This window comes from Paenibacillus sp. V4I5, from assembly GCF_030817255.1.
GTDB lineage: Bacteria > Bacillota > Bacilli > Paenibacillales > NBRC-103111 > Paenibacillus_E.
The window spans coordinates 3,464,451-3,490,551 of sequence record NZ_JAUSZB010000002.1 but is presented as its reverse complement, the minus strand read 5'-3'; the positions used below and the strand labels follow the sequence as shown (position 1 = coordinate 3,490,551).

At 46.2% G+C, this 26,101-nt stretch carries 23 protein-coding genes and 1 pseudogene; 13 read left to right on the top strand and 11 right to left on the bottom strand.

What is annotated here, in order from left to right; translation table 11 throughout:
- Window positions 1–27 precede the first annotated feature (27 nt).
- The 3 genes from mnmM to mnmL form a co-directional block, all read right to left on the bottom strand.
- Entirely contained in the window at window positions 28–606 is a 579-nt protein-coding gene (mnmM, locus tag QFZ78_RS17735; protein WP_307549515.1) for a tRNA 5-(aminomethyl)-2-thiouridylate-methyltransferase MnmM, read from the bottom strand.
- 31 nt (window positions 607–637) lie between these two features.
- A complete protein-coding gene (locus QFZ78_RS17730; protein WP_307549513.1) occupies window positions 638–1,219 on the bottom strand; it encodes a c-type cytochrome in 582 nt (193 codons plus the stop codon).
- Between the two features lie 89 nt (window positions 1,220–1,308).
- A complete protein-coding gene (mnmL, locus tag QFZ78_RS17725) occupies window positions 1,309–2,274 on the bottom strand; it encodes a tRNA modification radical SAM protein MnmL/YtqA (protein WP_307549511.1) in 966 nt (321 codons plus the stop codon).
- Window positions 2,275–2,423: 149 nt separating this feature from the next.
- On the opposite strand from mnmL, the gene QFZ78_RS17720 reads away from it, so the two are divergent.
- The 3 genes from QFZ78_RS17720 to trmB all read left to right on the top strand — a co-directional run bounded on the left by QFZ78_RS17720 (window position 2,424) and on the right by trmB (window position 4,018).
- Window positions 2,424–2,876 (top strand): WGxxGxxG family protein, encoded by a 453-nt coding sequence (locus QFZ78_RS17720; protein WP_307549509.1) that lies wholly within the window; start codon window positions 2,424–2,426, stop codon window positions 2,874–2,876.
- A gap of 134 nt (window positions 2,877–3,010) precedes the next feature.
- Complete coding sequence (locus QFZ78_RS17715) at window positions 3,011–3,211, top strand: hypothetical protein (RefSeq protein WP_373459990.1); 201 nt, start codon at window positions 3,011–3,013, stop codon at window positions 3,209–3,211.
- A 75-nt stretch (window positions 3,212–3,286) separates the two neighbouring features.
- On the top strand, window positions 3,287–4,018 hold the full coding sequence (trmB, locus tag QFZ78_RS17710; protein ID WP_307549507.1) for a tRNA (guanosine(46)-N7)-methyltransferase TrmB: 732 nt from the start codon (window positions 3,287–3,289) through the stop codon (window positions 4,016–4,018).
- Between the two features lie 70 nt (window positions 4,019–4,088).
- Here trmB and QFZ78_RS17705 read toward each other — a convergent pair whose 3' ends face one another.
- Together QFZ78_RS17705 and QFZ78_RS17700 are read right to left on the bottom strand one after the other, a co-directional pair.
- Window positions 4,089–5,219: an MGDG synthase family glycosyltransferase gene (locus tag QFZ78_RS17705; protein ID WP_307549505.1), complete on the bottom strand. Its 1,131-nt coding sequence runs from the start codon at window positions 5,217–5,219 to the stop codon at window positions 4,089–4,091.
- A gap of 4 nt (window positions 5,220–5,223) precedes the next feature.
- The gene (locus QFZ78_RS17700) at window positions 5,224–5,751 is read right to left on the bottom strand and encodes a phosphatase PAP2 family protein (protein ID WP_307549504.1); all 528 of its coding nucleotides are present in this window, start codon (window positions 5,749–5,751) and stop codon (window positions 5,224–5,226) included.
- A gap of 197 nt (window positions 5,752–5,948) precedes the next feature.
- Here QFZ78_RS17700 and QFZ78_RS17695 point away from each other — a divergent pair, with 197 nt between their 5' ends.
- The 5 genes from QFZ78_RS17695 to rplT all read left to right on the top strand — a co-directional run bounded on the left by QFZ78_RS17695 (window position 5,949) and on the right by rplT (window position 10,081).
- Window positions 5,949–7,127: a glycosyltransferase family 4 protein gene (locus tag QFZ78_RS17695; RefSeq protein WP_307549503.1), complete on the top strand. Its 1,179-nt coding sequence runs from the start codon at window positions 5,949–5,951 to the stop codon at window positions 7,125–7,127.
- A 355-nt stretch (window positions 7,128–7,482) separates the two neighbouring features.
- Window positions 7,483–8,718: a glycosyltransferase family 2 protein gene (locus QFZ78_RS17690; protein WP_307549501.1), complete on the top strand. Its 1,236-nt coding sequence runs from the start codon at window positions 7,483–7,485 to the stop codon at window positions 8,716–8,718.
- Between the two features lie 226 nt (window positions 8,719–8,944).
- Window positions 8,945–9,445 carry a translation initiation factor IF-3 gene (gene infC / locus QFZ78_RS17685; protein WP_047681158.1) on the top strand — a complete coding sequence of 167 codons (501 nt, stop codon included), beginning with the start codon at window positions 8,945–8,947 and terminating at the stop codon, window positions 9,443–9,445.
- A 32-nt stretch (window positions 9,446–9,477) separates the two neighbouring features.
- Window positions 9,478–9,681, top strand: a complete 204-nt coding sequence (gene rpmI / locus QFZ78_RS17680) for a 50S ribosomal protein L35 (protein ID WP_029199203.1) — start codon at window positions 9,478–9,480, stop codon at window positions 9,679–9,681.
- A 40-nt stretch (window positions 9,682–9,721) separates the two neighbouring features.
- Entirely contained in the window at window positions 9,722–10,081 is a 360-nt protein-coding gene (rplT, locus tag QFZ78_RS17675) for a 50S ribosomal protein L20 (protein WP_028553998.1), read from the top strand.
- A gap of 263 nt (window positions 10,082–10,344) precedes the next feature.
- Here the strand turns inward: rplT and QFZ78_RS17670 are convergent.
- Window positions 10,345–11,003: pseudogene (locus QFZ78_RS17670) on the bottom strand (spore germination protein).
- A gap of 542 nt (window positions 11,004–11,545) precedes the next feature.
- Between QFZ78_RS17670 and ilvB the strand changes: the two are divergent.
- The 5 genes from ilvB (at window position 11,546) to QFZ78_RS17645 (ending at window position 18,084) form a co-directional block, all read left to right on the top strand.
- Complete coding sequence (gene ilvB / locus QFZ78_RS17665) at window positions 11,546–13,291, top strand: biosynthetic-type acetolactate synthase large subunit (RefSeq protein ID WP_307549498.1); 1,746 nt, start codon at window positions 11,546–11,548, stop codon at window positions 13,289–13,291.
- A complete protein-coding gene (ilvN, locus tag QFZ78_RS17660) occupies window positions 13,288–13,776 on the top strand; it encodes an acetolactate synthase small subunit (RefSeq protein ID WP_057305082.1) in 489 nt (162 codons plus the stop codon). Before ilvB ends, ilvN begins: the two co-directional genes overlap by 4 nt.
- 151 nt (window positions 13,777–13,927) lie before the next feature.
- Window positions 13,928–14,920 (top strand): ketol-acid reductoisomerase, encoded by a 993-nt coding sequence (gene ilvC, locus QFZ78_RS17655; protein WP_307549497.1) that lies wholly within the window; start codon window positions 13,928–13,930, stop codon window positions 14,918–14,920.
- Window positions 14,921–15,243: 323 nt separating this feature from the next.
- On the top strand, window positions 15,244–16,791 hold the full coding sequence (locus QFZ78_RS17650) for a 2-isopropylmalate synthase (RefSeq protein ID WP_307555759.1): 1,548 nt from the start codon (window positions 15,244–15,246) through the stop codon (window positions 16,789–16,791).
- A gap of 96 nt (window positions 16,792–16,887) precedes the next feature.
- On the top strand, window positions 16,888–18,084 hold the full coding sequence (locus QFZ78_RS17645; RefSeq protein WP_307549496.1) for an aminotransferase-like domain-containing protein: 1,197 nt from the start codon (window positions 16,888–16,890) through the stop codon (window positions 18,082–18,084).
- Between the two features lie 306 nt (window positions 18,085–18,390).
- On the opposite strand, the gene QFZ78_RS17640 is transcribed toward QFZ78_RS17645, so the two are convergent.
- Genes QFZ78_RS17640 through QFZ78_RS17620 form a run of 5 tightly spaced genes read right to left on the bottom strand, consistent with a single transcriptional unit; the run spans window position 18,391 to window position 26,081 of the window.
- On the bottom strand, window positions 18,391–20,913 hold the full coding sequence (locus QFZ78_RS17640) for a beta-mannosidase (protein WP_307549494.1): 2,523 nt from the start codon (window positions 20,911–20,913) through the stop codon (window positions 18,391–18,393).
- A 28-nt stretch (window positions 20,914–20,941) separates the two neighbouring features.
- Window positions 20,942–22,522: a response regulator gene (locus tag QFZ78_RS17635; RefSeq protein WP_307549492.1), complete on the bottom strand. Its 1,581-nt coding sequence runs from the start codon at window positions 22,520–22,522 to the stop codon at window positions 20,942–20,944.
- On the bottom strand, window positions 22,503–24,269 hold the full coding sequence (locus tag QFZ78_RS17630) for a sensor histidine kinase (protein ID WP_307549491.1): 1,767 nt from the start codon (window positions 24,267–24,269) through the stop codon (window positions 22,503–22,505). The genes QFZ78_RS17635 and QFZ78_RS17630 overlap by 20 nt, the downstream gene beginning before the upstream one ends.
- A 39-nt stretch (window positions 24,270–24,308) precedes the next feature.
- A complete protein-coding gene (locus QFZ78_RS17625; protein WP_307549489.1) occupies window positions 24,309–25,187 on the bottom strand; it encodes a carbohydrate ABC transporter permease in 879 nt (292 codons plus the stop codon).
- A gap of 18 nt (window positions 25,188–25,205) precedes the next feature.
- Window positions 25,206–26,081, bottom strand: coding sequence for a carbohydrate ABC transporter permease (locus QFZ78_RS17620; RefSeq protein WP_307549487.1), 876 nt, complete (start codon window positions 26,079–26,081; stop codon window positions 25,206–25,208).
- Window positions 26,082–26,101: the final 20 nt, after the last annotated feature.

The following is a 26,101-nucleotide window of genomic DNA, read 5'->3' as shown; positions in this document are numbered from 1 at the left end:
TGCACTCTCTAGCATTATATCATGCGTCTATCTTTTTTCTAGAGCTAGGAGATAGGGAGCATGCGGGCTGGTATTCATGAATTGGTAACGCAGCACCTGAAAGGCTGCGAGCGGAAGGCGCTGGGCCCAGCTTTCGACGGCTGCAGCTTCTTCCGAGCCTCCATCGTGCCCGCTATAGAGCACGATGGTCGCGATACCGCCTTTGCGGAGAAGGCGGAGGGCAGCCTCGAGAGCAGGAATCGTGGATTCCTGCTTCGTAATCGTTGCCGGATCGGCGCCGGGCAGGTAGCCGAGATTGAACGTGACCGCAGCGACCTTGCCGTGGCGGTCCTGCGGCACAGCCGCCTCCATGAGCGCATGACTGCATAGGCTCATGTGTACACATGAAGATGCGTCTGGAAGTTCTTTCTCCAGACGCATCTTTGTTTGATCCAGCGCTTGCTGCTGGATATCGAAGCCGTAAACGCTGCCGCGGGTGCCAACCAGCTTCGCTAAGAACACAGCATCCACGCCATTGCCAAGGGTCCCGTCGATGACGGTATCGCCCGGCTGAGCCCGCTGATTAATTAGTTGATGAGCAAAACTTAGTACCGAAACAAAACCCATGCGATGAAAGCCCTCCATGCTGCTTATACGATCATTTTTTGTCTGCTAGCCATGCGGCTAGCACTTCGATTTCTTCGGATTTCAGTGCGCTTTTGAAAGGTGGCATATCGCCTTTACCTCCGAGGATTTGCGCAGCGATCTCATCCTTGGTTTTGTGCGAACCGACCTTCGTCAGGTTCGGACCGAAGTCGCCTGCAAGCCCTGCCCCGTGGCAGGACATGCAGTTGTCCTTGTACAGCACCTGCGCCTGCGCTGCGGTACTCGTGCCGCCATCCGCAGGCTTAGCGGATGGGGATGGCGCCGCGCTTGCAGGTGCTGGCGTTGCAGTCGGCGTCGGCTTCGCCGCAGCCGCTTCTTTCACTGCTGGCGTCGCGGCCGCAGCTGTCGGCTTCGCTGTCGCTGCTGCGCTCGGCTGCGGAGTACTGCTTGCCGCTGGCTGCACCGTAGCGGCTGCGGGTGCTGCCGTCGCTACAGCAACCGGCGACGCACTTACTACCGCCGTCGGTGACGTTGACGGCGCCACGGTACTCACTGGTGTCGCCGGCTCACTTCCACATCCAGAAACAACTAGCATCATTCCAATTATGGCTGCTTGAGCCCGTTTTATCATCATGATCATCCATCTCCTTTAGTCGTTCTACCTATATAAAGGAAACGGATAATAATCTATTTTGGTTTTATGTGTTTATGTTTTCGTTAGATTTATCCTTGGTCGACTTTACCCTTCCAAAGTTTACCCTGCCAAGTATTTCTTTCTTTCAAAAGGGTGTCAAAAGCATTCAGCACTTCCCACTTTTTAAGGCTCCACATCGGGCCAATCAGTAGATCGCGGGGCGCATCTCCAGTAAGGCGATGGACAATCATTTCCGGTGGCAGAAATTCGAGCGTATCTACGATAAGCTTCACGTACTCGTCTTTTTCCAGGAACTGAAGCAAGCCAGCTTCGTATTGTTTCACCATAGGCGTTTTACGCATTAAATGAAGTAAATGGATTTTAATGCCCTGAACATCCATCTGAGCGACGGCTCGTCCGGTGTCCAGCATCATTTCGTGGGTCTCCCCAGGTAATCCATAAATAATGTGTGCACAGGAACGGATATTATGCTTTCGAAGCTTGGCAACCGCATCCAAATAGCATTGTGTGTCATGAGCACGATTGATGAGTTCAGAGGTTGATTCGTGTACGGTTTGAAGACCCATTTCGACCCATAGGTAGGTTCGTTCATTCAACTCCGCCAAGTATTCGATCACATCATCTGGTAAACAATCCGGTCTGGTCGCAATGGATAAACCAACGACGCCTGGCTGCTTTAAAATAACTTCATAATATTCCCGCAGCTCCTCAACGGGTGCATACGTATTCGTATAGGCCTGAAAGTAGCCGATGTATTGGGCATCCGGCCATTTCTGATGTTGGAGATCACGAATCTTATTAAATTGGGTAACCAGATCATCGCGGCGGCTTCCCGCAAAATCACCTGATCCCCGTGCGCTGCAAAATGTGCAGCCGCCAGTTGCAATATTGCCATCACGATTGGGACAAGTAAAACCTGCATCCAGCATGACTTTAAAAACCTTCCCGCCGAAAGCTTCACGCATTTCATAATTCCATGTATGGAAACGTTTGTCCCCCCATAGTTGAGGCGACTCCTGAGTAATTATAGACATATGGTTGCTCCTTTCTTTCCAACCTATTGTAGCGAAATTGAAGCATGAAAGCGACCCCTGCCTTTCCAAGATGTTCCCCGTTAAAAAGGAGCGATACGGAGCATGCTAACTTTGCATAACTATTACATGCCGAAAGGGGATTTGAACAAGTGAAAAAGTTTCGTACAATTACTTTGGCGGTAGCTTTGACAACGGCATTAAGTTTTGGGGCAACTGGTGCACTGGCTACTGGAACTACAGGAACTACTGGAACTACTGGAACAACGGGGACAGGAACTACGACAACATCGGGATATACAGGAAGTAATTATGACGCTACTGTAGGTACTGGTACTACAGGTACTACAACTACAGGTACTACAGGTACTACTACTGGTGGTACTGGCACCGACGTTATGGGTCAAATCAATGGTTACGGCACAAATATGATGGACCGAATGAATACTACAGGTATGAACAATAATTATGACACTTCGTCCTATCGTGCCACTGCGACTACTGGGGCAGACGATGATATGGACTGGGGATGGCTTGGTCTGGTAGGTTTGTTGGGCTTAGTTGGTCTTAGAGGAAGAGATAAACGAAGAGATGAAATTAGGTAAATAGATACTATCTAGAATGCGCCCTCCAATTGGAGGGCGTTTTTCTATGTCGTTAGAATGATCTGCCATTCATAAAGAACATCATCATAACGAAAGCTATCATTAATGAAACAAAAGGAAAGCAGGTGAATGAGTTGGTTAAGATGCCCCCAGCTATCGATACGTTATCCGTCGAGTTGACCATTAAAGAAGCATTCGCTTTGAGCAGTGGCGTGAAATACGCTGCAGACCCGAGCATATCGAAGGACGCAAGACGAAAAATACTGCGGTCTTTGGATCAAAAACTGTTTCCAGCCACATCGAATACCATTGATTATCATGCCCTGGAAGTGTAATTCCCTTTGATTTTTTTCCTCGAATCGTCTATGATTTGTATTCGATAGCTTGTACGTGTAGGAGGCAAAAAGTAGATGCGTTTACGGGGAAGAAAAGGAATTCGAGAAGATATAGAACGTCAAAAGGAACTCGTTGTTTTAAATGCCAAGGAATATAAAGGCAAATGGGCCGAGTTATTCGGTAACAACAACCCGATTCATGCCGAGCTTGGGATGGGCAAAGGGCGCTTCATTAGTGAAATGAGTAAGAAATATCCGAACATTAATTTCATTGGTGTTGATATGTATGACGAATTGATTCGCAAAGCAAGTGAGAAAGCAAAGAATGCTCATGAAATCAAGACGGATGATGAGGCGGAGTCTGCGCTAAGCATACCGAACTTGAAGCTAATGCTTTTCAATATCGAACATATTGAGGAAGCTTTTGCTGAAGGTGAATTAGAGCGGGTTTATTTGAATTTCAGTGATCCATGGCCGAAGAAAAAGCATGCTCGTAGACGTTTAACGCATCCGGGCTTTGTTGAGAAATATCAGCAAATATTAAATGCGAACGGCGAGATTCACTTGAAAACCGATTCGCAATCATTGTTCGAATTCTCCCTCAATTCTTTTGCAGATATGGGACTGAGAATGCGAAATATTTCCTTAAACCTGCATGTGGATGGGATTCATCCTAACCATGTTATGACTGAATACGAAACGAAGTTCGCCGGGCAAGGTATGAACATTCATCGCTGTGAAGTGGTTATTGGCGAAAAAGTGCTTGCTTCTCATCTGGAGCAGTTGAACAAAGCCAAATCGGAATAGGTTTATACACAAAAAAAGCTAATCTTCTACTGCATAAACTGCGGTAAGAGATTAGCTTTTTTTACTTGAATCACCCAAGCAATTGCATAATGACCTCTGAACAATCAGTTGAGGGAAGATACATCTTCTTTTTATGATAATTAGAAGCGCGCTTAGCCTCTACATCCGTATACCTGCTAGCCAACATCGATAACCAGTTCGCAATTGTATCTGCAGATCGGATCGGTTCGCCAAAGCCAAGCTGTGTAAAATAGTGGACATTCTCTTCTTCCTGACCCGGTATCGGATCATAAAAAAGCATGGGGATCGACTTTGCAAGCCCTTCTGAGCAGGTCATACCCCCGGGCTTCGTTACAAGCAAATCGGAAGCTTCCATTAACTTGCCGATTTCTTGGGTAAACCCAAGCAAATGGATATTGGGATGCTGATATCGGGCGTCCATCGCCAGCTTTGCTAATGCTTTCTCATTATTGCCTAAGCAAAATATGAATTGGATTCGATCTCTCCATGTTATCAAGTGCTCACTGAGTGAATCGCCGCCGATTAATCCCCAGCCACCTCCCATAACTAGTACGGTAGGCAGAGATGCCAGCTGGAATTGCTGTCGAATCAGGGCTTTATCGTGGGCAACACGAAAGCTTGGATGAACGGGAATTCCTGTGATTTCGACTTGGGCTGCCGTGATACCGCGGCCCAGCAGTTTATTTTTGACGTCTTCTGTCGAAACCATATATTTATTTACTTCTCTACTGACCCAAGTCCCATGGACATCGTAGTCTGTAATGACCGTACATAGCGGGATGTCTAATCCAGCTCTTTTCAGTCTAGATACGACAACACTGGGAAAAGGGTGTGTGCAGACAATAGCTTGAGGAGCCCACTGCTGGATAATCGCCGCTGTCTGTGCATAAAAAATGCGATGTAAGGCTAATTGCGTCAAGCGGTTGAGCGATTTCTTGTATTGAGAGCGGTACAATCGGCCGTACAGCTTGGGCTGAGAGGTTAGTGTCTTTTTGTAAGCATGGATGATCCAAGGTGCTAAGGTCGGGTGCAGGAATGAGCCTAATTCTAATACACGTGTCTCGATTGTAGAACAACGCTGTTCTAAGTTTACGGCAAGTGCATAAGCCGCTTGCGTATGTCCGGCTCCGAAGCCTTCAGAAAGAATGAGAACCCGTTTTTTACCATGCAAGACATCCATTCGTTTACCCCCAGAAAGCTACTGTCACTAGAGAAGCCGTCGTTCCAATTAAACATCCAACGATACAATCGGAAGGATAGTGCAGCCCTAGGTAGATACGTGATAGACCAACGATTAATGCGAGCGGTATGAGAATAAGTCCAAGTATAGGCACGGCTGTAACAAAAGGGAAAATGATTGAGAAGATAGCGGTTGTATGCCCGGAAGGAAAGGAATGATCCGTCAGCGGGTTTTTATAAGTAATGGTTTGAGGGTGTACCAGGTAAGGTCTAAGTCTTGGGTATTTCTTTTTGATAAAAGCAACTGGGATATGACTGATGGTTAAGGCAAGAAGAGCTTGAATGCCTGCTGTACGCAGTGGGCCTTGACCGAACAATGCAAAGCATAAGGATATCGCAATGGAGGCTGTGGCCCCGCCTAAATGTGTGATTTTATTAAAGAAATGATCAAGGAAGAAGTGCTGGATACGTTGATTCACAAAGTGGAATACGCGTGTTTCATGATGCTGAAGCCAGTGTACGACCCTGCTCATGAGTAGTAGCCTCCTTCGCTGCTGGGGTTACTTTCTTAAGTCTTATTGTAAAGAACATTTATTAAAGGAAGATTAACGCAGTAATAAATTTTAAGAAATTCAATTTAACGTTCATCTGATCTCCCGAAAACAATCCTGTGCTAGCATGATGTGAAATAAGGGGATTGAAGGTAAATAGTAAAAAGGGGCTGATGAGGTTGAGAGTTGCCTTATTTACAGATACATTCCTGCCAGATGTAAATGGAGTTGCCAAGACACTTGGCAGATGGACGCGGTTTTTGGAATCCAAAGATGTGGCTTGCAAAGTGTTTGCTCCTACTAGTATGACAGAAGGTGACAACGATCCGTTCCGTGTAGAACGTTTTTACAGTATTCCCTTTTTATTGTACCCCGAATGTCGCTTAGCTATCCCAAATCCTCTCAATGTTCGCAAATCCCTCCATGCCTTTCAGCCTACACTCATTCATTGTGCAACCCCTTTCAATTTGGGACTTTTTGGTTTGCACCATGCTCGCAAACACAAAACGCCATTAGTTGCGTCCTACCATACTCACTTCGACCAATACTTGAGTCATTATAAAATACCTTGGGTGGAGACTACGCTGTGGAAATACATGCAATGGTTTCACCAAAGCTGTCAGAAGGTGTATGTGCCTTCGATGTCTACCTTGCAGCATCTGCAAGCCAAAGGGTTAAGTCATTTAGAGATTTGGAGCCGCGGTGTCGATGCGGAACGTTTCCAGCCGATTGTCGACCGAAAGTCAGTACTCGGGACATATGGCGTAGATCCTGCAAAGTTCGTTATGCTTTATGTCGGGCGTTTAGCCCCTGAGAAAAGTGTAGAGGTCGCACTAGACAGTTTTACTGCACTGCCTGCTGCGATCAGAGATGATAGTCATCTAATTATTGCTGGTGACGGACCGTCTGCCGCAGTGTTGCGCGAATGTTATGGAGGGGCTCCAGGAGTTACTTTTACCGGATTCGTTCAGGGGACACAGCTCGCTGAGCTTTATGCAGCTGCAGATGTGTTTCTTTTTCCTTCAGCTACAGAGACTTTCGGCAATGTTGTTCTGGAGTCCATGGCTTCTGGGACAACGGTGATTGGAGCTGCTGCTGGCGGGGTACAGGATAATATTGAGCATGAAGTAACGGGTTTACTCTGTCCATCTGGCGAGGTTGCTGCTTTCACACAAGCAATCATAAGATTGTATGAATCACAAGAGACTCGTCACAGACTTGCCATTGCGGGTAGGGAGTTTGCCCTGCGCCAATCTTGGGATCACATCTTTAACCAATTGTTGGCCAGCTATGAGGAAGTGGCCTATAGGACAGCTGTAAATCAGTCCCACTTACATTCAAAACGTATGATTCAATAATAGGGGCAGCCAAGCAAAAGTTGTCAGGGAGAGCTTAGGTGAATTATAATAAACCCCGTATCACATGGGGGCGGCTTGATCGTGTTCGTCTAAATGGTGAACTTTTGGTACACAATAAAATGAAAAACGTTGAAAACAGGACTTTAACGATCTGATTTCAAGCACATGCTGCATAGACTGTGCGCGTTCCGCTCAAATCTCAGAGAAATGGCTTATTTACGTCATTGTGAACTTTGACAAATGAGTGGAAAGAGAGGAAAATCAAGAACGGTTATTCACATGGTACATAAAACTGCGCATACGCGTATAAAAAGATAGCTTGTGTGCATAAACAAAAAAAGGGGGACTTTGCTTCATGCTAGACAAGATTATGCTTACCTTTCAAATTGGCTTAGCCTTGGTCGGTGCGTATCAGTTATTTTTAACTTTCTTCGGATGGTACCGTCCCAGAAACAAACAGAAATTTGCTCCGCAGAAATCGTTTGCTGTTTTGGTTGCTGCTCATAATGAGGAGCAAGTCGTTGGCGCATTGATCGAGAATCTGAAGGCCTTGGATTACCCCAAAGAGCTCTATGACATCTTCGTGATTTGTGATAACTGTACAGACAATACAGCGGATATTGCACGCAGTCATGGTGTTAACGCCATGGAACGCCATAACCCGAACCTGAGAGGGAAAGGTTACGCGATCGAATGGATGCTGAAAGAGCTTTGGAAGCGGGAGCGTCAGTACGACGCCGTTGTCATGTTTGATGCCGACAATCTTTCCAGTCCGGATTACTTAATACACATGAACAATGATCTTTGCTCCGGTTCCAGAGTTATTCAAGCCTACCTAGACAGCAAGAACCCAAACGATTCCTGGGTTACTGGCTCCTACGCAATCTCGTATTACTTTGCAAACCGCTTCTGGCAAATGCCCCGTACAAACTTAGGGCTTGCTAACTACTTGGGAGGTACAGGAATGTGCTTTGAATCCAAGCTGCTTAAACAGATCGGATGGGGAGCAACCAGCCTTGTTGAAGATTTGGAGTTCTCCATGCGCTGCATTAAGCTCGGTATTCGACCTACTTACAACTACGAGGCGATTGTTTATGATGAGAAGCCACTGACGTTTAAAGTATCCGCCAAACAGCGCTTGCGCTGGATGCAAGGACACTTTGATGTGGCCAAGCGTTATTTCTTCCCCCTATTGTGGCAAGGTATCAAAGAGGGCAGCTGGACGAAGATTGACGCGGCTATCTACTCGGCTAACGTATATAACTTCTTTTTCGGCGCGATTATCACTGTATTGCTATGGATTAAATCCTTCACTCCGGGTTGGTCGGACGCGCCAATGCTTGCTGATATCAATCCCGTGTTCTTTAACTCAGTCAGCTTAGCCATTTACGTGCTTCTGCCAATCTCCATGTTCATTGAGAAGGCTCCTGGCAAAGTATATAAATATTTAATTCTATATCCGATATTTATGCTTTCTTGGTGGCCGATTACGTTCTATGCGTTCTTCACGCAAAACAACAAACAATGGAGCCATACGGAGCATACACGTGTTATTCGTCTAGACGAAATGAAAAGTAAACAAGTGAGTTGACTTTCTCTGCCTGAGATGATATTATATTTCAAGTAAAAGCAGAAGCGCCCGCTTCTCACCTGACCGACACAGTTGGCTGGTTTGAATGAATCGTCATGAATGTACAATAGGTTTGCATGAACCTGTTATTGATGAAGATGTGGGCCACTGCGCCCGCATCTTTTTTATATTGTTAGAGAGAGCGTTACATACTTTTTGGAGGTGGAATACTATTAGCAAAGACCATATGATTAATGACGAGATTCGTGTGAAGGAAGTACGCCTGATTGGGGCGGACGGAGAACAACTCGGCATCACGCCGATTCGCGAAGCTCTTCAAATCGCACTTGACGCGAATTTGGATTTGGTAAATGTGGCACCGACGGCTAAGCCGCCAGTATGCCGCATTATGGATTACGGTAAATTCCGTTATGAAACACAGAAGAAAGAAAAAGAAGCTCGTAAGAACCAGAAGATTGTGGACATCAAAGAAATTCGCTTAAGCGCGACAATCGATGAACACGACTTCCAAACAAAGCTTCGCAATGCCGTTAAGTTTCTTGGCGAAGGCGATAAAGTGAAAGCCAGCGTCCGATTCCGTGGTCGTGAAATAGCGCACTCGGAGATTGGCCGTAGAGTACTTGAACGTTTAGCTACTGAAACAGCTGACATTTCCTCACAGGAGCGCGCTCCTAAGCTTGAGGGAAGAAGCATGATCATGATCTTAACGCCGAAAGTCACTACCTAGGCGTTATACTAAATTAGGAGGAACAAAACACCATGCCGAAAATGAAAACACACAGCAGCTTGAAAGGCCGTTTCAAAATTACTGGCACAGGCAAAGTGATGAGATACAAACAAGGTAAAAATCACTTGCTTTCCGGTAAATCTTCACGTACTAAACGTGTTCTTGCAACAAACCCAGTTATGGCTCCAGGCGATGTACGTCGTCTGAAACAACAACTTTCTAACATTAAAGGTTAATATTCGAACATTATTTATACATCCCAGGAGGTAGTTAACAATGGCAAGAGTCAAGGGCGGATTTATTCGCGCTCACCGTCGTAAGAAAATTTTGAAACTAGCAAAAGGTTATTTCGGTTCCAAACATCGCTTATTTAAAACAGCTAAAGAACAAGTAATGAAATCTTTAGTGTATGCATACCGTGACCGTCGTCAAACGAAACGTAACTTCCGCAGACTGTGGATTACACGTATCAATGCAGGCGCTCGTCAAAACGGCCTTAGCTACAGCAAATTGATGCATGGCCTGAAATTGGCTGGTATCGAAGTTAACCGTAAAATCTTGGCTGATCTAGCTGTGAATGATTCCAAAGCGTTCAACGATTTGGCAACAGCTGCAAAAGCAAAAGTAAACGCGTAATAGCGTTCTTAGAAGCCTGTCCCCTTAAGGGAGCAGGCTTCTTTTTGCATAAAATGGACGAAGTTTAAACGTTGGATGGTGTTTCTGATCGATGATGGTTTCGAAAAAGTACAACCAAGTACATCAACAGGGGAATAACGACTTGAAAGATAGGGAAAAACTTCAAACTAACATTCAAGCCAAGCCACACGTGATAAGTATAGTTCGGTTCTATAAAAGATGTCGTGAATATAATAAAACCCACATAGAAAATCCACAGGTGCCTACTTGTTGCACGCGATAATTGGGTACATGCATAGACGGCTCCCCAGAAGAAAGCAGTCATTTTCACAAATAAACCCAGAAATAAAAGCAAGGTGACCATCACGTCGGACGAAAGTAGCAATATCAAAGCGTTGAAAATAATCTTCACTCGATTGTAGAAATCTAAAAAAGGTTACTGGAGCAAGCAGGGCGAAAGGAGTTCCATCGACGATTATGCCAACTTGTCCTTCAAGAAGGCCGGCTGCAACGGCATCTGGCCTCTCTGAGTTCATAATGGTAGGAAATGGGGTATAGGTTCTATCTCGATGAATTCTTCAATGTACCCGCTCTCTAGGATGCTGTCGACGTCAATCCTGTCTAGGCGACTCTTGACTTCTTGAACGACGTGATCCTCAGCAATCCCATCCAAATAGGTGATGACGACTTCGGTTTGCGTATATCGACCTATTCGCAGGCTAATAAACCGAAGATCGGGTGATTTAATTTTCCTCCGCAGCAGGGAGGTATTCGTTCGCAAGTCTTCTGTAAAGCTTTCTTTCGGACCTCTTACAACCGTTTGTGTTTGAGGCTCCTCTATGGCACGCTTGTCCCACCCTGTTGTACCGGCAATTAATGCTTCATGGTAGCCGTTAGCAAGAATGGCAGTGTTACCGTCCAAGAGAGCTCGGCAGGGACGATTTCATTACTAGCCCCCTAAATTTCCTGGATTGGTATTATCTTCTCTCGCTTGATTTTGTTTTATTCAGTTTGACTATTGACTATTCTTCAGGGGATGCATATAATAATCTCTAAATCATATTATATATGGTGATCTACACTAACGAATCGGCTATGAAGAGGAAGAAGTAATAAGGGCACTTATGCGCAGAGAGCGTTGGACTTGCTGAAACCATCGCCTTAATCCCTTACGTACGAAGTCACCTCGGAGCTGTTTTCCTGAAACTTGCGGCACAGCCGTAGGCAATAGGGGAAATCGGAAGAGCACACGTTATCGTGCTGAGGGTATTGTTCTTCATGAGCATACCTGCTAAGGCTATGTGCTGTGAGGCGCGTAGCAAACTTGGGTGGTACCACGGAAGCTTGAACCCCTTTCGTCCCGTTTACACGTTACGTGCGTGTATGGGATGAATAGGGGTTTTTCTTATTGTCTAAGAAAGCTCGATGATTCACATGAACTTACTTTTTGAGAGGAGGATCACAATGAATGTTCAAACTGAACCAAAGAGGTCAAAAGAAGAATTAATTGAGAAGCTTATGAAGCCGGACCTGATTACAGGCTCCGAAATTCTGCTAAGAAGCTTATTGCTGGAGGGTGTGGACTGCGTCTTTGGATATCCGGGCGGCGCTGTTTTGTACATCTACGATGCGATGCATGGTTTTGATGATTTTAACCACTTATTGACTAGACATGAGCAAGGCGCCATTCACGCAGCTGATGGATACGCACGTTCCACAGGTAAAGTTGGCGTATGTATCGCAACTTCCGGACCGGGGGCAACGAACCTCGTCACAGGAATTGCTACAGCATATATGGATTCCGTTCCGTTAGTCGTCATTACAGGAAACGTGGCTACAAACTTCATTGGTACGGATGCTTTCCAAGAGGCTGATATTACCGGTATTACAATGCCGATTACGAAGCACAGCTACTTGGTTAGAGACGTAAACGATCTACCACGCATCATTCATGAAGCGTTCCATATTGCGAACTCAGGTCGTAAAGGTCCGGTTCTCATTGACATACCAAAGGATGTCTCCGCTCATAAAGCGATATTTAAACCCGTGTCGGATGTAAGCATCCGCGGTTATAACCCAACGGTGCAACCGAACAAACTGCAAGTGGATAAGCTGATCAAAGCTATCGAAGAAGCAGAACGTCCAGTCATTATTGCAGGCGGCGGTGTTGTATACGCAGACGCATCCAATGAATTAATCGAGTTTGTTAATAAAACACAGATTCCGGTTGCAACGACCTTGCTCGGATTAAGCGGCTTCCCAAGCGCGCATGAGCTATGGCTCGGAATGCCTGGGATGCACGGGACGTTTACAGCGAACACAGCCATTCAGAATGCGGATCTTTTGATTTCTATCGGTTCCCGATTCGATGACCGCGTAACGATGAATTTGAACGGTTTTGCTCCAAAAGTGAAGAAAATCGCTCACATTGACGTTGATCCTGCAGAAATCGGCAAGAACGTGAAGACCGATATCCCATGTGTTGGCGATGTGAAAGCTGTTCTGGAATATGCGAACACCAAAGCAAAGCCTGCGAAGAGCGGAGCGTGGATTGCTGAGCTTCAGGAAAGCAAAGAGAAGTTCCCTCTGAAATACGGCAATACCGAGACGGAATTGAAACCACAATTCGTTATCGAAATGATTAGTGAGACGACGAAAGGCGAAGCGATCATAACGACAGACGTTGGACAGCATCAGATGTGGGCTGCTCAATTCTATCGCTTCAAAAACCCGCGTTCCTTGGTTACATCCGGTGGTCTTGGCACGATGGGCTTCGGATTCCCATCAGCGATTGGTGCTCAAATGGGTAACCCGGATAAACTCGTTGTATCCATTAATGGTGACGGCGGCGTTCAAATGTGTGCGCAAGAGCTTGCGATCTGTGCGATTAACAACATTCCGGTGAAGGTTGTTATTATTAACAACCAAGTGCTTGGCATGGTTCGTCAATGGCAGGAGATCATTTATGATAACCGCTATAGCCACATTGACCTGGCTGGCAGCCCTGATTTCGTGAAACTGGCAGAAGCTTACGGCGTAAAAGGCTTGCGTGCCACGACGAAAGAAGAAGCAAGAAGAGCATGGCAGGAAGCACTCGATACACCGGGTCCTGTCGTTATTGATTTCGTCGTGCCAAAAGGAGAGAATGTGTTCCCAATGGTTAAAGCAGGCGATACAATTAGTGACATGTTAATGGGGGATTCGGAATGACAACAAAACATACAGTTTCCGTACTCGTAAACAATCAGCCTGGTGTCCTGCAGCGTGTATCCGGTTTGTTCGGACGCAGAGGCTTCAATATTGAAAGCATCACCGTAGGGGAGTCCGAAGAACTCGGACTTTCCCGAATGGTTATCGTTACCACAGGGGACGACAACACGCTTGAGCAAATTTCCAAGCAATTGTACAAGTTGATTGATGTTATTAAAGTCATCGACCTAAGCTCGAATCCAATGGTTGCCAGAGAACTGGCACTCATTAAAGTAAATGCAGAACCGATTATGCGTCCGGAAATACTCGGTATTGTAGAGACATTCCGCGCCGCAGTTGTAGATATTGGGCCAGCCTCAATTATCGTGCAAGTTGTTGGAGATTCAGATAAAATAGATGCTATGGTCGAATTACTTCGTCCTTATGGCATCCGCGAGCTTTCCCGCACGGGAGTCACAGCGATGATTCGCGGTTCAGTTAAATAAGTAATAAGGCAGTTTGGGTAAAGAGGTAAAGCCTCCTTGAGTGGGGCTTTCAGCGGTGTACTCTTTAGCGCTTGAAAAGGGTAAATCGTTGAAACACCCACTCAAGGGGTAGACAATACGGATTCATCATATCAAAGGAGGATTTATTCGAATGGCAGTTACTACTTACTATGAAAAAGATGCAGACTTAGCGGTACTTAAAGGTAAAACGATTGCAGTTGTTGGTTATGGTTCCCAAGGGCACGCACAAGCACAAAACTTGCGTGACAGCGGATTGAACGTTATTATCGGACTTCGTGAAGGTCGTTCATGGAACTCTGCAAAAAATGATGGTTTCGAAGTTGTATCCGTTGAAGAAGCAGCAAGACGCGCTGACGTGATCCAAATCTTGATGCCGGATGAAACACAAGCTCGCGTTTACCGTGAGTCCATTCAACCGAACATGAAAAAAGGCGCAGCAATCATGTTCTCCCATGGTTTCAACATCCATTTCGGACAAATCGTAGCTCCTGAAGGTACAGATGTATTCTTAGTAGCTCCTAAATCCCCAGGCCACATGGTACGTCGTACTTATGTTGAAGGCTTTGGCGTTCCTGGCTTGATCGCAATCGAGAAAGACGCTACTGGCAACGCAAAAGCAATCGGTCTTGCTTATGCAAAAGGTATCGGCTGTACACGTGCGGGCGTTATCGAAACTTCTTTCCGTGAAGAAACAGAAACTGATTTGTTCGGTGAGCAAGCTGTTCTTTGTGGCGGTGCTTCTGAATTGGTTAAAGCAGGTTTCGAAACATTGGTTGAAGCTGGTTATGCACCAGAAATGGCTTACTTCGAGTGTCTGCACGAGCTGAAGTTGATCGTTGATATGATGTATGAAGGCGGACTTGCTTCCATGCGCAGCTCCATCTCCAACACAGCTGAATACGGTGACTATGTAACTGGACCTCGTATTATCACAGCTGAAACGAAAAAAGCAATGAAAGCTGTTCTTACTGATATTCAACAAGGTAAATTCGCTCGCGACTTCATCTTGGAAAACCAATCCAACTTTGCTTTCATGAACGCAACTCGCCGCAATGAAGCACAGCACCCAATCGAAGTGGTTGGTAAAGAACTGCGCGAAATGATGCACTGGATCAAAAAGTAATTATAAGTACTAATTTATAGCAATACCTTCCACAGGGAGTGATTGAGGAGAATTTCCCAATCACTCCCTGTGAATACTATAAAGACGAGTAAAAATTTATATCTAAATCTTTAAATCCTTCTTCGAAATGCCCAGTGGAGGGCTCAGTGTTTGTCGGAGAAGCGTAGCGTTCGTATTTGAAAACGTGTCCCTACCTTTTGTTTATTCAGATGAGGGGGACACGTTTTCAAGAAACGATCGGAGACAAATGCTGAAGAACGGAACGGTCAGCAGTTAGAATTAGGTTTAATCAATTTAATAGAAATCTCTTAGGAGGTGACATGGTGCGCAAAATCTACATCTTTGATACAACGCTTAGAGACGGAGAGCAATCGCCAGGTGTGAACCTGAACACGCAGGAGAAAGTCGAGATCGCGCTGCAGCTAGAGAAGCTTGGCGTTGATCGTATGGAGGCTGGTTTCCCAGCCGCATCGCCTGGTGACTTGGCCGGCGTGAATGCCGTAGCTAGAGCCGTCAAGAATGCCTCTGTCATCGGTTTGTCCCGTTCGAGGGAGAATGATATCGAGGCTGTCCGTGAAGCGCTCCAGGGCGCTCAGGACCCGTGTATTCATCTATTCCTAGCGACGTCCCCGATTCATCGGCAGCATAAGCTGCGGATGGAGAAGCATCAAGTGCTGGAAACAGCCGAAGCAGCGATTAAATATGCGAAGAAGTATTTCAGCAAAATCGAGTTTTCACTCGAAGATGCAGGGCGTACTGAGCTGGATTTCATCGCGGAAGTAACAGCAATGGCTATTCGCGCTGGCGCTTCCGTCGTGAATATTCCGGATACAGTCGGCTTTATGACACCGTACGACTACGGCAATATTTTCAAAATGCTGAAGGAGACCGTGCCAGGCATTGAGAAGATTCAACTGAGCGCGCACTGCCATGACGACCTCGGAATGGCTACGGCTAACGCGCTAGCTGCTGTACTAAATGGTGCTGATCAAATCGAAGGCACCATCAACGGGATCGGCGAGCGAGCAGGCAACACCTCGATCGAGGAAGTTGTGATGGCGCTCGAGACGCGCCAGGACTTCTACCAAGCGAAAACTTCGCTTGTGCTGAAAGAGATTTATCGCACCAGCCGTTTGGTCAGCAAGCTGACCGGCATGGTGGTGCCAGGCAATAAGGCGATCGTCGGGGCTAACGCGTTCGCCCATGAGTCCGGCATCCATCAGGATGGGATGCTCAAAGAAAAAACGACGTACGAGATTATTTCCCCTGAGACCATCGGGGTCAAGGAAAGTAAGCTCGTGATGGGTAAACACTCCGGACGCCATGCGTTCCGTGAGAAGCTCATTGATCTTGGGTATGACCTCGGAGACGAGCAAGTGAATACGGCTTTCGCCAAGTTCAAAGATTTGGCAGATCGCAAGAAGCAGGTTGAAGACGAAGATATCCGTGCACTGATCGAAGAGAAACTGATCGAGACGCCGGAAATTTTTGCGCTAGGCACGCTTCAGGTTGCTTATGGCAACCAGATGACACCAACGGCAACGGTTCATGTTCGCTTCCAGGACGGCACCGAAGTGGCGGAAAGCGCAGTCGGGAACGGCTCGGTTGATGCGATATATAATGCGATTGATAAAGCAACGAAGGAAGATGTCGAACTTGACGACTACTCCATCAAATCCGTATCCCACGGAAAAGATGCATTAGGCGAAGTTCACGTTGTTCTTAAACAGAACGATGTATCCGTTCAAGGCCGCGGTATTTCTACGGATATTCTGGAAGCAAGCGCCAAAGCGTATTTGGACGCTGTGAACAGGCTCATTGAAAAACGCAAAACCCCAACAAGCAACAGAAGCAACGTCACGTTGATTTAAGAACCTTGAGTCCACGGCACCACCCAGATAAGCACCTCACCTCCAAGCATCGCGAGGAGGGGTGTTTTCTACAAATGCGAAAGGATGCGTCCATTTATGAAATATCGATTTTCTAAATCGCTTGAAGGTTTCTCATCCTCGGCGGTAAGAGAAATTCTCAAGCTGACACAAGGCAGTTCGATTATTTCTTTTGCCGGCGGATTGCCTGCTGAAGAGTTTTTTCCTTTGGACGCGGTTGCTGATGCGTTTCAAAGAGTGATCGGCGGCGGGAAGTCAGCGCTGCAATATGGTTTGACCGAGGGCTACAAGCCACTTCGTGAATCCTTATGCAAACGGATGGCTGCTAAGAATATGCAAGTAACACCTGATGAGATGCTGCTGACGACGGGTTCTCAGCAAGCGATTGATCTTCTTACGCGTGTTTATATTGATGAAGGCGATGTCATTCTTGTTGAAAGCCCAACGTATTTGGCGGCGATTCAAGTATTTCAAGCCAAAGGCGCTAAGATTTATTCGGTTGATAGCGATAATAACGGTATGATTCTTGAAGATCTATCGGCCAAAATTGCGAAGCACAATCCGAAGATGGTTTATGTCATTCCGACCTTCTCCAACCCGGCAGGCCGTGCATGGAGCTTGGAACGCCGTCAAGGCTTACTGGATATTTGCCGCGGCGCGGAAGTGCTTATTCTGGAAGATGATCCGTATGGAGAAATCCAATTTGACGAAAGCGAAACCTACCCATCCATCTTCTCTTTGGGAGGGAAAGCCGAAGGAGGGAATGTTGTTTACACCAGCACCTTCTCCAAAACCGTCGCGCCTGCCTTCCGAGCAGGATGGGTAATGGGCGACGAAACCATTATTCGCCAAATTGCCCGTTTTAAGCAATCTGCGGATCTGCACTCCAGCACGATTGATCAGCAAACGCTGTATCATTTGCTTGAGCACTTTGATCTCGACGCACATATCTCCTTAATTCGTGAGCAATATCTGGATCGGATGAAATTCATGTCAGGCCTATTGAAAGATTTAAACTGGCCTGGACTGAAGTGGGAAGAACCGAAGGGCGGCATGTTCATCTGGGTGGAGCTGCCAGCGCATATTCGTGCAGAGGATCTGCTGAAAATCGCGGTAAAAGAAGGCGTAGCCTTTGTTCCAGGATCTACATTTTACGCTGAAAATCCACAATACAACACGATGCGCCTGAATTACACACATACGGATCGTGCGAACACGATTCTCGGTATGCAGAAATTAGCTAAGGCTATGGAATCATATCTACAAAATGCATAGAAGATAGCGCACCCTCATGCAAATTGGTCGTCCAAGACCATTAGCATGAGGGTACTTTTTTTGAGTGCCATATTGGAAATACAGAATAGAAAGAGCCGCCTAACCCCAGGATCTTCAACTGGTATTTGGCGGCTTATCTTATTTGTTTAACAAGTATGGAAGGTAATGTTGTTGTATAAAATGCAAGATTTTATCTAGGTTTTTTCTATAATTTGTTAAATGTTGTATCACATCACACGCCACAGGATAGAGTTCCTTAGAAGTAGTAGCACAGAGTAGAGTTCCATAGAAGTGGCACCTACCAGCCTACAAGTTCATTGCACTCACGTTCAGCTCTTTCAATGATACTTTACTTCCAGCGGAATCACTAATGTGCACGGTGACTTGTTCACCAGCCAGCAAGTCGAAGAAATTATCGCTGAAGCGGATATTGCCTTGTGGTAGATCGATCTTCACCATTCGCGCGTGGGCGCCGGATGCAGTGATTTGAACGGTTTGCGCAGCTTCATCCACATTCACGCTTAACGTGGTAGTAGGGAGCTTGAGATCCTTTTGGTCGCGCAGGTAGATTAGGTTGTCCGGTGCATCCCAGTCGGTTGTGCTAAGCTTCACAACGACCTGATTCGGCGAAGCGCCCTGCAAAATATTCGTTTCATCCAAGCTTCCAAGAAGCAATGCTGCATTCGGCCTCACCTGAGCATCGAAAGCATGGCTGAACAGCAGCTCACCTGAGAAGTTAAACACAGACAGCAATACTTGCCCTTGCAGAGAGCTCAGCGTATCGTTCACTGCCCAGACATGCAGCGGCTGGCCCGGTTCATGATCGATGGAAAGCAGCAGCGGATGATAGAACTTTTTCGCATAGTAAAAGGATGCTTTCGGAAGCAGTTCATAGTCGATCAGTGACCAACTGGTTCCTGGCCAGCTATCATTGAGCTGCCAAACGAGCGATCCGCTTGTGCGGTGCTTATTGCGGCGATAATGCTCAATACCATACTTCAAGCCCTCGGCTTGGGTCAGCATAGAGAAGTTCATGTACTCTTCAATGTTGGCCGGAATGCCGGTATAGCCTTCCATGAGCAGGATGCCCTTCTGATGGTTCGTATCCTTATTGCGGTATGCCATCTCTACACTATTCCAGTAAAATTGGCCGTCAGGGATATTTTTCTCGAGTGTATAGCGATTGGCCGAAGCATGCATACCGAATTCGCTGCTGAACAGGGTGAAGTCTTTTTTGTAATTTTTGAATGTGACGCCTTCGATGCTGTAATCTAACAAAGGCTTATCGCCGAATTGGCGAGGGTACACGGAGCCGTGCCACACCTGCCAGTTATGGCGGTCGCCGACATCCGGATCGTTCGCGTCACTGCCGCCGAAGGGGGAAGAAGGCCAGTAAGCTCGACTGTCGTCGAGGAGCTCAAGTGCTTCTGGAATGAGTTCATGGTAGATGACTTCACCGTAGAACGGGCATGTAATATCGCCACCGGCGGATTTCATATCATACAGCCAGTCGATTTCGTTGTTTCCGCACCACAAGGCAAGGGATGTATAATTCCGTAAACGCTTAATGTTATAAATGACTTCCTTGCGAACATTATCCATAAAATCTCGGTTAAAATCAGGGAAGAGTGCATTGGCGAAGGCAAAGTCCTGCCAGACGAGCACACCGCGCTTGTCGCATTCCTCGAAAAACACATCTTTCTCATAAATACCGCCAGCCCAAATGCGCAGCATGTTCATATTCGAGTTGACGGAGAGATCAATCAGATCGCGATATCGCTGATCAGGAATGCTTCCGATGAAGTGATCGGCCGGAATCCAGTTGGCACCTTTGGCAAATATTTTGACGCCATTTAGAATAAAAGCAAACGCATGTTGACCGTGTTCATCTTTGAGTTCGAGCTCAATCGTCCTTATGCCAAATGGCTTCTTATAGAGATCGACAAGCTCTCCATCCGCATACAGAAGCACTTCTAATTCGTACAAATAAGGCTTGCCCAAGTCATGCGTCCACCATAGTTGAGGGTTCGCTACATCCATTGTAAATATGCTTGTTGTCGATCTGCCTGTTTGCTCATTTACCATCCCATGTAAGGAAGTAACGACAAGGCCATCTTCCGCTTTTAAACGTACTTCGCACTCAAGCTCTACATTTTTTCGGAAAGCAATGACATCGACATCGAGCTTAATGGAAGCAGCAGTCTCATTAACAGCTGCCGTCCTTGCAAAGACACTATCCAGCTTAGCGAGGCGCTTACGCTCAATATAAACCTTTCCCCAGATGCCAACCGTAACCATCCGTGGGCCCCAGTCCCAGCCAAAATTCATTGCGGCTTTACGCAGCCAAGGGCGCTCCTTGGTATAGGAAGACCATTGGAACAGCTCTTTATCCCGATTGTGCAAATAAAGCGGATCAAATTTGACCGCTATCGTATTTTTCCCATCGACAAGGACTCGGGTGATATCGAACGTGTGGCCCATTAGCATATTGTTGGTGGTGCCAATTTCCTTACCATTGACATAGATGGTGGCGAATGTATCGAGGCCATCAAAGGTCAACTCATGCTTCACTTCAGGTTCTTCATCCAGAGCATAATTGAACGCGTAGCGATACCACCATTCCTTCTGCTCGATCCAGCGGCTTTTCGCGTCATTATGACCGAAATAGGGATTATCGATGAGGCCTCGCTCTATTAAAGCTGAATGCACGTCACCAGGCACTTGTGCAGTAATCCAGAATCGGTCGTCAAGTCCAGCAGCCGCTACTTCCAGCGGTCTGGCCTGCCCAACCTCGAATTGTTGAAGTCTCCATAAACCTGATAGTTCCATTTAATTCTCTCCCTTGGCTTCATGCACCTTACGGTTTCGGTATCTGTCCCAGATGCTGGGCAGCTTCTTCTCTGAACTCGCTTGGTGTTTTTCCTGTGAATTTCTTGAATACTTGACTGAAATATTTAATATCCTCAAAACCGACTACACCTGCGATTTCAGCAATTTTGGCAGGGGAAACGGTGAGGATTTCCATGGCACGGCCTATTTTCTGTCTCGTCACATAATCACCGAATGTCATACCGGCTTCTTTTTTAAATACTTCACTTAAATGATTAGGATGCAGGTGGACGAATTTCGCCACTTGCTGCAAGCCCACGTCATTGCCTAGATTTTGCTGAATATAAGCCATGGCTTTCTGGGTATGTGTAGCTTGGCCTCCCGCAAGGCGATGGTGGTAAAGTTCCATGAGGGCAAGCAAATGCTGAAACAACACATCCTTAAGTACAGCGCCGCGGTTGATGACCAGCGGACTGAGCTGTTCGTCGATATTTCCGGCACGGCCTGTAGCGGTTAACACGCGTTCCAGCCATCGATGGGCAGAGAGCGCGGCCGAGCGAATCATTGACTCCAACGATTCAATCGTCATCTGGGGATCATCGAGCTCAGGCTGCATATATCTTTGAACCCAGCCTTTCAACGCAATAGAATCATCCTCGAGTAAGATAGCAGAGAGCTCTCGTTCTTCTTCATGCGTACAAACCGTTTTGCCGCCTTTGCGTAGGGCGATATCCGAGTAATGAAGTATCGATTGCTCCAATATAGGTTTATAGCTAAAGGCATAATCAGCTGTGGCATACGATTTATGCAAGTCTTCTCCCTGATGAACAAGCTCTCCGAGGGACAACCAAACTTTGCATTTCAGTAATTGTTCAATTTTGTTTAGAGCTGTGGAAGGATATATGTCGAGCTCGGCACCTTGTTCTTTGCGTGTAGCAACGACAATTCGTTGTTTATAAATCAATGTCTCACACTTTAGGAGTTCATGAAGCATGTTATCCACAGCGAATAAAAGAAGAGACGTCGTAGAAGTTGATTCACCCCAACCTTCAGCGGCGATAACGTAAATTTGAAGCTTAATTTCACCAGCATTCTTTGGAGGAAACAAGAGAGGCAAGTACTCGGTCAGTAAGGCAGAATCAACGGCGGTGGTTTCACCTTCAATAATCCATTGTTCAAATAGACGGTTGCGAATCTCTTTATTTTTGTACTGATCTTGATTGTGATGTTTCCACTTTTCTTCGATTCTTTGCTTGACCTGCAGGACTGTCTTCATAATTTCTTCGGGACGGCTTGTTTTCAACAAATAATCACGGACCCCTTGTCGGATCGCCTGCTGCATAAAGACGAAATCATCATATCCCGAGAGAATGATGGTTTCGATTTCAGGTATGATTTCTTTGGCCTTCTCCGCAAGCTGCAGGCCGTTCATATGCTTCATGCGAATGTCCGTCAACAAAATATGAGGATGCTCTTCCGGTAAACGCCGAAGTGCTTCTTCCGCAGAAGCTGCCGGTTGAAGAAGTTCGATGCCAATTTCTTTCCACTTGATGACTTTCGCCAAACCCGTACGAATAATGACTTCATCGTCAACGATCATGATTCTCATGGAAATCCTCCAATATTGGAATGGAAAAAGAAACACAAGTGCCAGCATATAACCGGCTCTCGATGATAAGCCCAGATTCCGGTCCGTAATGCAGCTGCAGCCGTTCATGTACATTGCGCATGCCGTAGCTGGCATCGGAGGCAGGTAGGCCCTTCTGAGGATTTAAACTTTCCCTCACCGTTTTTAGTTGATCCTCGGACATGCCGATTCCATCATCCATGACCTTGAAGCTCATTAAACTGCCTTTTTGCTCGGCATAGATAGAGATGATGCCTTTCGCTTCTTTTTTCTGTATGCCATGAATCATCGCATTCTCAACAAGGGGTTGGAGTAATAGCTTCAGCATATACGTGTCATTCAACCTTTCATCGATCGTAAAGTCGACTTCGAATTCATCGGGGAAACGAATGGCTTGGACCTGCACATAGTTACGGATATGCGCGAGTTCTTGAGAGACGGTGCAATATTCCTTGCCTTTGTTTAAACTGAAACGAAGGAAATCACTCAGGGCACCGACCATTTCGGCGATGCGATTTTCTTCGGTCAGAAGTGCAATCCAATGAATGGATGAAAGTGTGTTGTACAGGAAATGTGGATTAATTTGAGCTTGCAGCGCCCGCATGTCGGCTTCTTTCTTACGTGTTTCATCATGAATGAGCTGTGTTTTGAGTGCCTCGATATGCGTGCCCAACATGTTGTAGCTTTGAGCCAGTCGACCAATTTCATCCCTAGAATCAGCCGGATATTGCGGCAAGGGCTCACTTGGATTGATTTTGGTTAGCAGACGGGCTAAAGCACGAAGCGGATTGGTAACCCTTTGGATCACAAACAAGGTAAGTACAATGTTAGTTAGCACAGCTAGTACAACAGCTACGCCAGTTAATTGCAGAATGTACCGATTCTGAGCACTATATAATTCCGAGGGGATAACACCGATTAAGGTCCAGCCGGTCGAAGGCTCCCGATAGTAAAGAATATTCTGCTTATCGTTCCCCTTACCAAAGGTCCATTCGCCAGAAGTTCCGGTTTTGATGTGCTCATTCACGCTTGGAAACAACGTTTCAATAGGCCCAGTGAGCCAGCTTTTATCCGTGGCTGACATAATCTCATTCCGACTATTCAACAGGGCAACTTGTCCATGTCCCTCGGCTAGCTGCGGTTCGGACCATATTCGGGAAAGTACTTGTTCATCTAATGTAATCGAAAGCCAGCCGAGTGTCTGATAGTTATTGTAGCTTCGCAAAGGGCGTATGAAGGAAAAGACTTGCCGATCACCCAAATAAGTTTCGATGTGATAGAGGTTTGTCCACATTTTATCCGTAATCTGTTCAATATCTATTTGCTGGCTGAAATCCGTTTTATAGATGGTTGATGTGGCCAGAGGTTCGCTGGCACTCGCATTTTTTGGAAATATCGTAATATTGGAAATGTAATCTTTGGAGTAAACAAGATTGGTCATGAGGCCGAGAATTTGGGCTCGTGTCTCATCGGGTTTCTTCATATAAGCTTGAACATCACTTTGCCCAATTAAAAAGAGGGAGATATTCTCAACGTCTCTCAAAATAAAACGGAATTTGGCATCCATCTGAGCGAGTGTGTCCAGACCTGCCTGTTGGGCTTTCTCTTCCGTAATGTTGGAAGAAATGGTGAAGGCGAACGTACCAAGAAACAACAAGGGGATTAATGTCGTAACGAGCATAATCACAGATAGCTTGCGCCTTAATGAGTAGCCAAACCATTTGATCATCTCAAGATCTCCCCCTTCGTTGTCTTCTTAGTCGTAAGATTAACCTTTCACAGCTCCGGCTGTCATGCCCTTCATAACTTGTTCTTGGAAGGCCAAGTACACAGCAATGGTAGGGATAACGGCAATGGTCATGGCAGCTAAGGTTAAACCGTAATCCGTTTGATAGCCGTCAGCAAAGTTCGCGATACTGAGAGGCAATGTTTTTAAGCTGCTTTTGCTAATAAAAACAAGGGCGAACGAGAAATCGTTCCAGAAGTGCAGAAAGCTTAGAATAATGACGGTCGATAAGGCGGGTAAGGAAATTGGCAGCATAATACGCCAAAACACACCCCAAAGCCGTGTACCATCTATATAAGCAGCTTCCTCAATTTCTTTGGGTACAGAAGCCAAGTAGGCTGTCAGTACGAAAATGGCCGTCGGCAAAGCAAAGGCTGTGTAAGGCAGAATGAGTGCCCAATACGAGTTCAGTAGGCCCACTTGCTTCATAAGTATGAATAGGGGAACCAAAGTGCTGTGGATAGGGATCAGCATGCCGATGACGAAGAACGTTAATATAATAGCTTTGAAACGAAACTTAATTCTGGCCAGCACATAGGCGGCTAGTGAGCTAACGAATAGCGTAAGAGCGAGTGAAACCAAGGAAACGATAACAGAGTTAAGGAAGGCAGTCCCCATTTTGGAAGATTTCCAAGCGGTAACGTAGTTTGAGAATTGCCAAGAAGCTGGCAGTCCGAACGGGCTGTTGAAGAATTCAGCGTTCGTTTTGAATGAGGATAACACCAACCAGAACAGCGGATATAACGTTAAAATAGCATAAAGTGTCAAGAACGTCCAAAGTACGCCTTGTTTCCATGCTCCAAATGAAAAGTTTCGTCTAGATGATCTTGCTTGTGTCGGTTGTGCAGCAAGGGGTTGCATGCTCACATTCCTCCCTTCTTATGCTTTCGTTTTACGACTGGTGATCCACTGGCTTAAACCAATAAAGATGAGACTGATCAGGACGATGGAAGTCGAAATGGCACTCCCGAATCCGTAACGGTAAGAGGAGAAGGTCGAGTTATACATATACGTAGCGAGTAATTCGGTTCCATGCGCCGGGCCGCCCTTCGTCATGACATAGACCAAATCAAAGGATTTCAAGCTGCCGGAAATACATAAAATGATCGCGATTTGCACCGTCGTCCAGATCATCGGAAGTGTAATGGAGATGAGCTTACGCGTACCTTCTGCGCCATCAATCTGGGCGGCATCGTGAATCTCGCCGGGAATATTTTGAAAGGCTGAAATGAAAATAATGAGATACAGACCTACGAAGCTCCAGATCAGTGGAGGCGCAAGTGCGAAGATGGCAATTTTCGTATCGGATAACCATTGCAGTTTCCAGCTTTCTAGACCAAGCTTATCGAGTAGGAAATTAAGAATCCCGATCTGCGGATGATAAATATATTGCCAGATCATCCCGATGACGACGGAAGACAGCACCATAGGAACAAACACGGCTGAGCGGATGAATCGTTGAAGCGCATTACTTTTATGAAGCAGGATGGCGAGCACGAGAGCGATTGGTAGTTGACCGAATACGGAAACAACCAAGAAAATAAGGTTGTTCTTCATGGCTCTCCAAAAGATGGTGTCATGGATAATCTCCACATAATTTTTCAGACCAATATATTTTGCTGCGCCGATCCCTTTCCAATCAAAGAAACTGTAGTACGTAGACCAGATGACAGGTACAAAAACAAATAAAGCATAGACCAGAATAGCAGGCAGAAGACTTAGTACAACGAACCTGCGGACATAAGATGCATTCATTATTCTCACTTCCTTTACTA